We start from the raw sequence: 9,623 nt of genomic DNA on the forward strand, positions 1-9,623 counted from the left end.
CGCGAGTACGGCTGAAGTGTCGCAGAATCGGCCCCCTGAACGACACTTCGGCCGTACTCGCGGGGGGTGGAGGCATTGCGTCGGGCAGGATCGAGACCGTGCCCCGCTTCTCCCCCACGACTCCCGACGCGGTGGTGGACCTCGTCGTCGACCGCATCGCCGCGCTCGAGGGACGATGCGTCGTCGCCGTGGACGGTGCCGACGCGGCATCGCCGATCACTCTGGCGGACAAGGTGTCCGGACGCCTGCGGGCCTCGGGGCGCGCGGCCGCCGTGATCTCGCTGCACGGGTGGGTTCGGCCGGCGTCGCTCCGCCTCGAGTACGGCCACGAGGACGAGCTGTCGTATCGCACCGTGTGGTTCGACTACGACGGGTTGCGTCGTGAAGTGCTCGAGTCGGTGCGACGTCACGGCCGCTGGCTACCGGCGATCTGGGACGAGCGCACCGACCGCTCCGCACGCGTCTCGATGGTCGACGCCTCCGAGAACCAGGTGATCCTGGTCGCCGGGCCGATGCTGCTGGGCCGGGGTCTGGAGTTCGACCTGACCGTCGCCGCGACGCTCACGGAGCGGACGGCGTCGAGACTCACACCCGAGAACCAGCGGTGGACGGTGCCCGCGCTGACGACGCACGCGGCACAGTCCGAGCCGGCCGACATCGAGGTGAAGATGGATCACCCCGACCGGCCGGCGCTGTTGGTCGAGCGTTGACCTACGTCACCCCTTCACGCCCGCGAGTACGCCGATATCGTCGTTAATCCAGGTCGCGTCACGACACTTCGGACGTACTCGCGGGGTCGAGTGACGGTGGTGTCAGATCACCACCCGCGCTCGGCGAGACGGTGCGGCTGCGGGATCTCGTCGACGTTGATGCCGACCATGGCCTCGCCGAGACCACGCGAGACCTTCGCCAGCACATCCGGGTCGTCGAAGAACGTGGTGGCCTTGACGATGGCGGCGGCGCGCTGCTCCGGGTTCCCGGACTTGAAGATGCCGGATCCGACGAAGACACCCTCCGCGCCGAGCTGCATCATCATCGCGGCGTCCGCGGGAGTGGCGATGCCGCCTGCGGTGAACAGGGTGACGGGGAGCTTGCCGTTGCGGGCGACCTCGACGACCAGATCGTAGGGAGCCTGCAGCTCCTTCGCCGCGACGTACAGCTCGTCCTCGGGCAGCGACGTCAGGTGACGGATCTGGTCGCGCAGCGTGCGCATGTGGGTGGTCGCGTTGGAGACGTCGCCGGTGCCGGCCTCGCCCTTGGACCGGATCATCGCCGCGCCCTCGGTGATGCGTCGCAGCGCCTCACCCAGGTTGGTCGCACCACAGACGAACGGAACGGTGAACTTCCACTTGTCGATGTGGTTGGCGTAGTCGGCCGGAGTCAGGACCTCGGACTCGTCGACGTAGTCCACACCGAGGCTCTGCAGGATCTGCGCCTCGACGAAGTGGCCGATGCGTGCCTTGGCCATGACGGGGATGCTGACCGAGGAGATGATGCTGTCGATCATGTCCGGGTCGGACATCCGGGAGACGCCACCCTGGGCGCGGATGTCGGCAGGCACGCGTTCGAGAGCCATGACGGCGACGGCACCGGACTGCTCGGCGATCTTCGCCTGATCAGCGGTGACGACGTCCATGATGACGCCGCCCTTGAGCATCTCGGCCATGCCTCGCTTGACGCGGGCGGTGCCGGTGGACGGTGTGGAACCGTTCTGCTCGGATGTGGGGACGGCAACGGTGGTCACGAGATTCTCCTCAGACGTGCGGGAACGAGTGCACCGCGAGCCTAGGCTCGCGCTGGACCTTCTCGCGATAACCACTTGATCCACACTGGCCCACTATGGCCGGTGTCACAGCAGGTCAGTGGATGGCGCGGACGTCCGGGTCCGTCCGCAACGCCAGCACGGTGTCGGCCTCGTCGAGCAGTTCCGCCATCGCCCGCGGATACACCGCGTCGCCCGACGACGCGAGCGCACGGATGTCGTCGGACGTGCACCATCTGTGCCCGGTGACGACGCGTCGCTCGAGCTCGGTGAAGCCCGTCCGCACCGGTTCGAACGCCTCCGCGCGCAGCGCGAAGAACAGTTCCTCCGAGCGGATGACGACACCGTCGAAGGCGAACGTCGCGGTGCGGCGCCACATGGGTCCGCGCAGATCCTCGGCCGAAGCGACCAGACCGGTCTCCTCCTGGAGCTCGCGGACTGCCGCGTCCCGCAGCGTCTCCCCTACTTCCACCCCGCCGCCGATGGTGAACCAGAAGTGCACGTCGGGAACCGCAGGGTCGTGACCGCGCAGCAACAACACCCGTCCGCGCCCGTCCAGGAGGACGACCCGCGCCGATGTCCGTGTCGACGCCGAATCGACGTCGTCGTCGGCGGTCTCGCTCTCGGTGATCTCGAAGTAGGTGGGCATCGGCGCGGTCCCGCCGAGGCGGAGCAGCCGGACCGGCCGACGTGACCGCAGCGCGAGGGTGTCGCGGACGGCGTCGTTGTGGAATCGACGGGCGATCTGCACGCGCGCTTCCGCGTCGGCGAGCTCGGAGATCATCTGGGGATTGAGCCGAGCCAGATCGACGCGTCCCAGGGCGACCGACACCGCGTTCTCGGCCCGCTCGCGATCGGCCCGCTCCGCCCTCTCGGCGCGGTCCGCCAATTGGGTGAGCGTGCGACTCTCGACGGAGCCGGGAGCGTCGAGCGCGGCGGCGACAGCCCTGGTGACCACGGAGCGGCGAGCGAGGGCGGACTCGAGCGATTGCCAGGACCGGTCCGACCGGACGTGGAGGCGGTCGAGTCGGCGCGCCGTGGAGTACGCCCAGAACGCCACGAGAAGCACCAGCACGAGCAGCACCACGAGTGCCGTGACGACCCAGAACGACGCGGACATCAGTCGATCACCTTCACGGTCCGGCCGGGCACGGCAACGGTTTCGTAGACGCGCACGATCTGCTCGGCGACGACCGGCCAGTCGTACGTGACTGCCGTCCTGCTCGCCTGCCGCACCAGCTCCGCCCGTTCGTCGTCGTCCGAGAGCACCCGGATGACGGCGTCGGCCATGGCCTCGGAGTCACCGACCGGGAACAGCACACCTGCCTTGCCGTCCCGGAGGACGCGGCGGAACGCGTCGAGATTGCTGGCGACGACGGGAGCGCCGGCCGCCATGGCTTCGACCAGCACGATGCCGAACGACTCCCCGCCGGTGTTGGGCGCGCAGTAGATGTCGGCACTGCGCAGCGCCGACGCCTTCTCCGCGTCGGTGGTCTGGCCGAGGAAGCGGAAATGCTTCGCCAGGTCACCGGCCTCTTTGCACAGCTTCTGCTGGTCGCCGCGTCCGACGACGAGGACCTCGACATCGGGGAACCGAGCAGCGATCGGGCCCAGCGCGGCGAGCAGAGTCTGCATGCCCTTGCGGGGTTCGTCGTAGCGTCCGATGAAGACCAGCGTGCGGCCGGGCCGCGGGTAACCCGGCAGCACCGGGGCAGTCGCGAATGCGGGTACGTGCACACCGTTGGGAATCTCGACCGCGTCGGACCCGAGGGCTTCGACCTGCCACCGACGCGCCAGCTCGGAGACGGCGATCCGGCCCGCGATCTTCTCGTGGTACGGCCGGAGAACACCTTGAAAGGTGCTGAGCAGCAACGATTTCGTCGTCGACGCATGGAACGTGGCGACGATGGGACCGTCGGCGATCTTGAGCGAGAGCATCGACAGGCTGGGGGCGTTGGGTTCGTGGATGTGCAGGACCTCGAACTCGCCCTTCTCGATCCACGCCCGGATACGGGTGTAGGTCACCGGCCCGAACGCCAGTCGCGCCACCGAGCCGTTGTACGGGAAACTCAATGCTTTCCCGGTGGAGACGACGAAGTCCGGCAGGGCCGTCTCGTCGCTCGCGGGCGCCAGCACACTCACCTTGTGACCGCGCTGGATCAGGACTTCGGCCAACTCGGCGACATGCGCCTGCACTCCGCCGGGCACGTCGAACGAGTAGGGACAGACGATGCCGATCTTCACCGCTGCGCCTCGCCGGTCATCCGATCGCGCCGTCCTTGCGAGAGGTCCGACCACCACAGCGGCTGGAGCATGTGCCAGTCGGCGGGATGACGGGAGATGTTGGCCGCGAACCGATCCGCGAGCGACTGGGTGGCCTTCTCGACACCGCCGGACACGTCCACCGGCGGCTCGATGGAGAAGCCCCACCCGTCCTCGGTGAACCAGCAGTGCACCGGAAGAAGGGCCGCCCCGGTGTCGATGGCGAGTCGCGCCGGTCCGGCCGGCATCCGCGTCGGCTCGCCGAAGAAGGTCACCGGTACACCGTGTCGCGCGAGGTCGCGTTCACCGAGCAGGCAGACCACCTTGCCGTCGCGCAGACGTTCGGACAGCTGCTCGAACGGAGGCCGCTCGCCGCCGCTCAGCGGGAAGATCTCGAAGCCCAGCGACTCGCGGTACTCGACGAAACGTCGGTACAGGGATTCCGGCTTCAAGCGCTCCGCGACGGTCGTGAACTGACCACGGGTTCTGGTCAACCACACTCCGGCCATGTCCCAGTTCCCGCTGTGGGGCAGCGCCAGGATCGCGCCTCGACCCGTGGCCAGCGCCGCGTCCAGGTACTCCTGGCCGACCACCGCATCGTCGATCGACGCGGCCTGCGCGGCCAGGTCCATGGACGGAAGCCGGAACGCCTCGCGCCAGTACCTCGCGTAGGAGCGCACCGAGGCACGGATCATCTCGTCCGGGACGTTCTCCGGAGTGGTACCCAGGACGCGAGCGAGGTTACGACGCAGTTGATCCGGGCCGCCGTTCCGCCGCGCCGCAAGATCGGCGCCGGCATCGAACAACCGGGTCGCGACGCCCTCGGGCAGTGCCCGGACGACGCGCCACCCGGCTATGTATCCCGCGGCCCCGGCCCGCTCGGACAGACTCATCCAGCCGAGCTGTCCGGCTCGATCCGGTTGGCATCGGTCCGGATCGGGATGATGTCCCGAGCACCCGGTGAGTTGCGGACTGCAAGGACCCGCTGGAACACCGTGACGATGCTCGCTACCGCCAGGAAGTAGGTGGCGACGGGAAGCGCGTACTCGAGCCACCCGAGGCCGGCGAGCTGACCGATACCGGTCAGTCCCGACCCGACCAGGACGATGACGAGCCTGTCGGGGCGCTCGATGAGGCCGCCGTCGGCGGTGAGCCCGCTGGCCTCGGCACGAGCCTTGGCGTACGAGATGACCTGGGAGGTGACCAGGCAGACCAGCATGGCCACCAGCAACGGGCGATCGTTCTGGTGGTAGATCGCCCACCACGAGAGACCGGCGAAGATGGCGCCGTCCGCCACACGATCGCAGGTGGCGTCCAGCACTGCGCCGTACTTGCTTCCGCCACCGCGTGCTCGCGCCATGGCCCCGTCGAGCATGTCGAACATGACGAACAGCCAGATCACGAGCGTCCCGACGAACAGGTGATCCATGGGGAACAGCGTGACCGCGGCGGCGACGCTGGCGACCGTGCCGATGATGGTGACGGAGTCGGGGGTGAGCCCGGTGCTGTTGAGGGCGCGACCCAGAGGTGCGGTGACCTTGGACGCGGAGGCCCTACCGAAGATGCTCAGCACGTCGGCGTCAGTCCTTCCAGGCGTCGGCCAGCAGCGCGCGCGTGTCTCGTAGTAACTGGGGCATGATCTTGGCGCCGCCGATCACGGTGATGAAGTTGGCGTCTCCGCCCCACCGCGGGACGACGTGCTGGTGCAGGTGTTCCGCCAGCGAACCGCCGGCCGGCGCACCGAGATTGAGCCCGACGTTGAACCCGTGCGGGCGCGACACACGCTTGATGGTGCGGATGGCGTGCTGCGTGAACTGCATCAGCTCGAGGCTCTCCTCGGCAGTGAGCTCCTCGAGGTCGGCCACACGTCGGTACGGGACGACCATGAGGTGACCCGGGTTGTACGGGTAGAGGTTGAGCACCGCGTACACGTGCTCACCGCGCGCCACGATCAGCCCGTCCTCGTCGTCGAGGGTCGGGATCTGCGTGAAGGGTTCCGACGCCATCTTGTCGTCGGTCTTCGGCGCCGTCGCGATGTAGGTCATCCGGTGCGGCGACCACAGTCGCTGCAGCCGATCCGCGTCGCCTGCACCGGTGTCGACGATGGCGCCGTCGGTGTCCTCGGTACTCATCCTTCGTCGCCCCCGGCCGGGAATGCGCCGCCGAAGATCTCTGCGGTCGGCGACTCGTTGCGGCGAGCAGCCACCCACTCGGTCAACGCGGTCACGGCCTGGTCGACGGGGATTCCGTTGATCTGGGTGCCGTCGCGGAAGCGGAAGCTGACCGCGCCGGCGTCGACGTCGTTCTGCCCGGCGAGGAGCATGAACGGCACCTTCTGGGTGGTGTGGTTGCGGATCTTCTTCTGCATCCGGTCGTCGCCCGCGTCGACCTCGGCGCGAAGGCCGGCCTTCTTCAACGCCGCCACGACGGTGAAGAGGTGATCCTCGTACGCCTCGGCCACCGGAATGGCCACGACCTGCACGGGCGCGAGCCACGCGGGGAACGCGCCCGCGTAGTGCTCGGTCAGGACACCGAAGAAGCGCTCGATCGAGCCGAACAGTGCGCGGTGGATCATCACCGGACGCGTCTTGACGCCGTCGCTGCCGGTGTACTCGAGGCCGAAACGGTCCGGAAGGTTGAAGTCCAGCTGGATGGTGGACATCTGCCACGTGCGTCCGAGGGCATCCTTGGCCTGCACCGAGATCTTCGGACCGTAGAACGCGGCGCCGCCCGGATCGGGCACGAGGTGCAGACCGGACGCGGTGGCCACCTCGGCGAGTGTGGTCGTCGCTTCTTCCCACACCTCGTCGGAGCCGACGGACTTGTCGGGGTTACGGGTCGACAGCTCCAGATAGAAGTCGTCGAGGCCGTAGTCCTTCAACAGTCCGAGCACGAAGTTCAGCGTGTTCGTGAGCTCCTCGTGCATCTGCTCGCGAGTGCAGTAGATATGAGCGTCGTCCTGCGTCATACCGCGCACACGGGTCAGGCCGTGGATGACGCCCGACTTCTCGTAGCGGTAGACCGACCCGAACTCGAACAGCCGCAACGGAAGTTCGCGGTACGAGCGGCCGCGGGAGTCGAAGATCAGGTTGTGCATCGGGCAGTTCATCGGCTTGAGGTAGTAGTCCTGGCCGGGCTTGCGCACCGTGCCGTCCTCGGCGAGTTCCGCGTCGAGATGCATCGCGGGGAACATGCCGTCCTTGTACCAATCGAGGTGACCGGAGACCTCGTACAGCGTGCTCTTGGTGATGTGCGGTGAGTAGACGAACTCGTAGCCCTGCTCGACGTGCCGCTGGCGCGAGTAGTCCTCGAGCTCCTTGCGGACGATGCCGCCCTTCGGGTGGAACACCGGGAGGCCGGAGCCCAACTCGTCGGGGAAGCTGAACAGGTCGAGTTCGGATCCCAGCTTGCGGTGATCGCGACGCTCGGCCTCGGCGAGCAGTTCGAGGTACGCGTCCAGGGCCTCCTGCGACTCCCACGCGGTGCCGTACACACGCTGCAGATCGGCCTTCGACTGATCGCCGCGCCAGTACGCGGCCGAGCTACGGGTGAGCTTGAACGCCGGGATGTACTTCGTGGTGGGAACGTGCGGGCCGCGGCACAGGTCGCCCCACTCACGGTCTCCGGTGCGCGGGTTCAGGTTGTCGTAGGCGGTCAGCTCGCCGCCGCCCACCTCCATGACCTCCGGGTCGTCCACGGAACCCTTGTCGTCCACCAGTTCCAGCTTGTACGGCTCGTCCGCCAGCTCGGCCTTCGCAGCGTCGAGCGAGTCGTAGACCCGGCGGGAGAAGCGCTGACCACTCTTGATGATCTGCTTCATCTTCTTCTCGAGCTTGGTCAAGTCCTCCGGGGTGAACGGATTCTCGACGTCGAAGTCGTAGTAGAAGCCGTTCTCGATGGGCGGACCGATACCGAGCTTCGCCGACGGGAACATCTCCTGCACAGCCTGGGCCAGCACGTGGGCAGCGGAGTGGCGGATCACGCTGCGGCCGTCCTCGCTGTCCGCACGAACGGGCTCGACCTCGCAGTCCTGCTCCGGTGCCCAGGACAGATCGCGGAGACGGCCGTCCTCGTCACGCACCACGACGATGGCGTCGGGACCCTTGTTGGGGAGGCCGGTGTCGCGCAACGCCGTTCCGGCGGTCGTCCCTGCGGCCACGCGGATGCGGGGTGCGAGGACAGCGGAATCGGGCATGCTCACGGTGATGCGCTCCTGGTGTGGGGTGGGAGGACGAGAGAGTTGTCGATGACAGCGTATCGGGAGGACCGACACGCCAGATACCTCACCCGACGAGGGCGGACCACCGGTGGGCGCGATCTGCCGGTGTACGACGCGGGCAACTGGTGCACATCGACTCCCCCGACTCGAAGACGAGACAGCACGAACTCCGCCGCAGGAACCGCCTGGTGCCCGCCGCGGGGGGCCCGTCGTCGGCCGGCGTGACGCTCCCGTCGCGTGTCACATCGACCAGCCGGGGCTCCGGGAACCGCTGCGCGCGCCGCCTCGAGGTCAACGACGCGATCAGCGGTGACGCGTCCTCGATCCGTCCCAGCGCGGAGGCGGCATCGAGCGTGCGATTCGCCACGGAGTCCGACGCGACGGCCCACAGGCTCGGCGCCGACAGTCCCGGCACGCGGGCACAGAGCGTGCGGACGACGAGATCGACGACGTCCGCCAGTGCGTCGGGCGCATCGACCGCGTCCACGATCGACGAGGACGTCACCGCCTCGAGAGTTCCCGTACCGCCGATCGACACCGTGGACACGGACGCGCCCGGATCGATGCACTTTCCCGTGACGAGAAGCTGTGACGCGACGACGAGAGCGAGGGTCGAACTCGAGCCGTACCACCACAACGTCGCGCACGTCGTGGCCGACACGTCGGGCCATCTCTGTGCGGCCCGCGCGAGGGCAGCGTCGACGGTGTCCGGGTCGCCGAGGCGTCGAGCGTCGGGTGGGTCGACCGTCATCAGGCCGACCGTCCACGGAAGGGCGTGGCCCGTTGCGGACACCACGTCCGAGACGTGACTCAGAGCGGACTCTGCAGCCACGCCCAGTCCAGGCCGACCCACCCGGCCACCAGTTCCAGTGCGCCCAGGAGCCACAGAGTCGCCAGCACGACGGCCACCGTGAAGAGAAGGCCGATCCCCTTGACGACCAGGTTCTGACGTCCGAACCATTCCATGAACGCGTCGTATCGCACACGCACCCAGCGGAGGACCTTCTTCGCCCACGCGAATTCCGAGGCAAGAATGCCGAGACCGGCGAAGACGATCAGCCAGCCCGGTCCGGGGTACGGAATTGCCACGATGCCCAGGAGGAGAACGATCGTGCCGACGACTCCGACCACGATGCGGTAGATCCGGTCCGCCCCCGGTCGGGCGGCGATGCCGTCCCGGAATTCGCGGTAACGGCTGCGCTCCTCGTCGCGGGAGGCTCGGGCGGGGGTAGCGGCCTCGCGTGAAGGTGCGTCGTCGGTACTCACGGGGCCACTTTAACCGGGGCGACGTCCGCGGGGGCCGGGACGCGGCGGGCCGGAGACGACAGAAGGCCCCCGCCGTGTGGCGGGGGCCTTCCGATGTGTGGTCCCGGCTGGGTT

Annotated in this window: 10 protein-coding genes; 1 reads left to right on the forward strand and 9 read right to left on the reverse strand. The window is 68.2% G+C overall.

The genetic code is table 11. The features are described 5' to 3' along the window. Positions 1-98: 98 nt before the first annotated feature. Positions 99-710: a hypothetical protein gene (locus tag RU01_RS17890; RefSeq protein ID WP_042575944.1), complete on the forward strand. Its 612-nt coding sequence runs from the start codon at positions 99-101 to the stop codon at positions 708-710. Positions 711-817: 107 nt separating this feature from the next. On the opposite strand, the gene pdxS is transcribed toward RU01_RS17890, so the two are convergent. The 9 genes from pdxS to RU01_RS17935 all read right to left on the reverse strand — a co-directional run bounded on the left by pdxS (position 818) and on the right by RU01_RS17935 (position 9,509). Beyond that, positions 818-1,744 carry a pyridoxal 5'-phosphate synthase lyase subunit PdxS gene (gene pdxS / locus RU01_RS17895; RefSeq protein ID WP_082043223.1) on the reverse strand — a complete coding sequence of 309 codons (927 nt, stop codon included), beginning with the start codon at positions 1,742-1,744 and terminating at the stop codon, positions 818-820. A 115-nt stretch (positions 1,745-1,859) separates the two neighbouring features. Next, complete coding sequence (locus RU01_RS17900; protein ID WP_042575945.1) at positions 1,860-2,882, reverse strand: NUDIX hydrolase; 1,023 nt, start codon at positions 2,880-2,882, stop codon at positions 1,860-1,862. Then, positions 2,882-4,006, reverse strand: coding sequence for a glycosyltransferase family 4 protein (locus tag RU01_RS17905; protein ID WP_042575946.1), 1,125 nt, complete (start codon positions 4,004-4,006; stop codon positions 2,882-2,884). Before RU01_RS17905 ends, RU01_RS17900 begins: the two co-directional genes overlap by 1 nt. Further along, positions 4,003-4,917 (reverse strand): phosphatidylinositol mannoside acyltransferase, encoded by a 915-nt coding sequence (locus tag RU01_RS17910; RefSeq protein WP_042575947.1) that lies wholly within the window; start codon positions 4,915-4,917, stop codon positions 4,003-4,005. Before RU01_RS17910 ends, RU01_RS17905 begins: the two co-directional genes overlap by 4 nt. After that, positions 4,914-5,597 (reverse strand): phosphatidylinositol phosphate synthase, encoded by a 684-nt coding sequence (pgsA, locus tag RU01_RS17915; protein WP_042575948.1) that lies wholly within the window; start codon positions 5,595-5,597, stop codon positions 4,914-4,916. Before pgsA ends, RU01_RS17910 begins: the two co-directional genes overlap by 4 nt. 7 nt (positions 5,598-5,604) lie before the next feature. Continuing rightward, the gene (locus RU01_RS17920) at positions 5,605-6,156 is read right to left on the reverse strand and encodes an HIT family protein (protein WP_042575949.1); all 552 of its coding nucleotides are present in this window, start codon (positions 6,154-6,156) and stop codon (positions 5,605-5,607) included. Next, a complete protein-coding gene (thrS, locus tag RU01_RS17925; RefSeq protein WP_042575951.1) occupies positions 6,153-8,219 on the reverse strand; it encodes a threonine--tRNA ligase in 2,067 nt (688 codons plus the stop codon). The genes RU01_RS17920 and thrS overlap by 4 nt, the downstream gene beginning before the upstream one ends. Positions 8,220-8,307: 88 nt before the next feature. Continuing rightward, on the reverse strand, positions 8,308-9,075 hold the full coding sequence (locus RU01_RS17930) for a (2Fe-2S)-binding protein (protein ID WP_052493359.1): 768 nt from the start codon (positions 9,073-9,075) through the stop codon (positions 8,308-8,310). Beyond that, positions 9,054-9,509: a TIGR02611 family protein gene (locus tag RU01_RS17935; protein WP_082043224.1), complete on the reverse strand. Its 456-nt coding sequence runs from the start codon at positions 9,507-9,509 to the stop codon at positions 9,054-9,056. Before RU01_RS17935 ends, RU01_RS17930 begins: the two co-directional genes overlap by 22 nt. Between the last annotated feature and the right edge of the window lie 114 nt (positions 9,510-9,623).

The organism is Rhodococcus sp. MEB064 (genome assembly GCF_000834565.1).
In the GTDB taxonomy this organism is placed as follows: domain Bacteria; phylum Actinomycetota; class Actinomycetes; order Mycobacteriales; family Mycobacteriaceae; genus Rhodococcoides.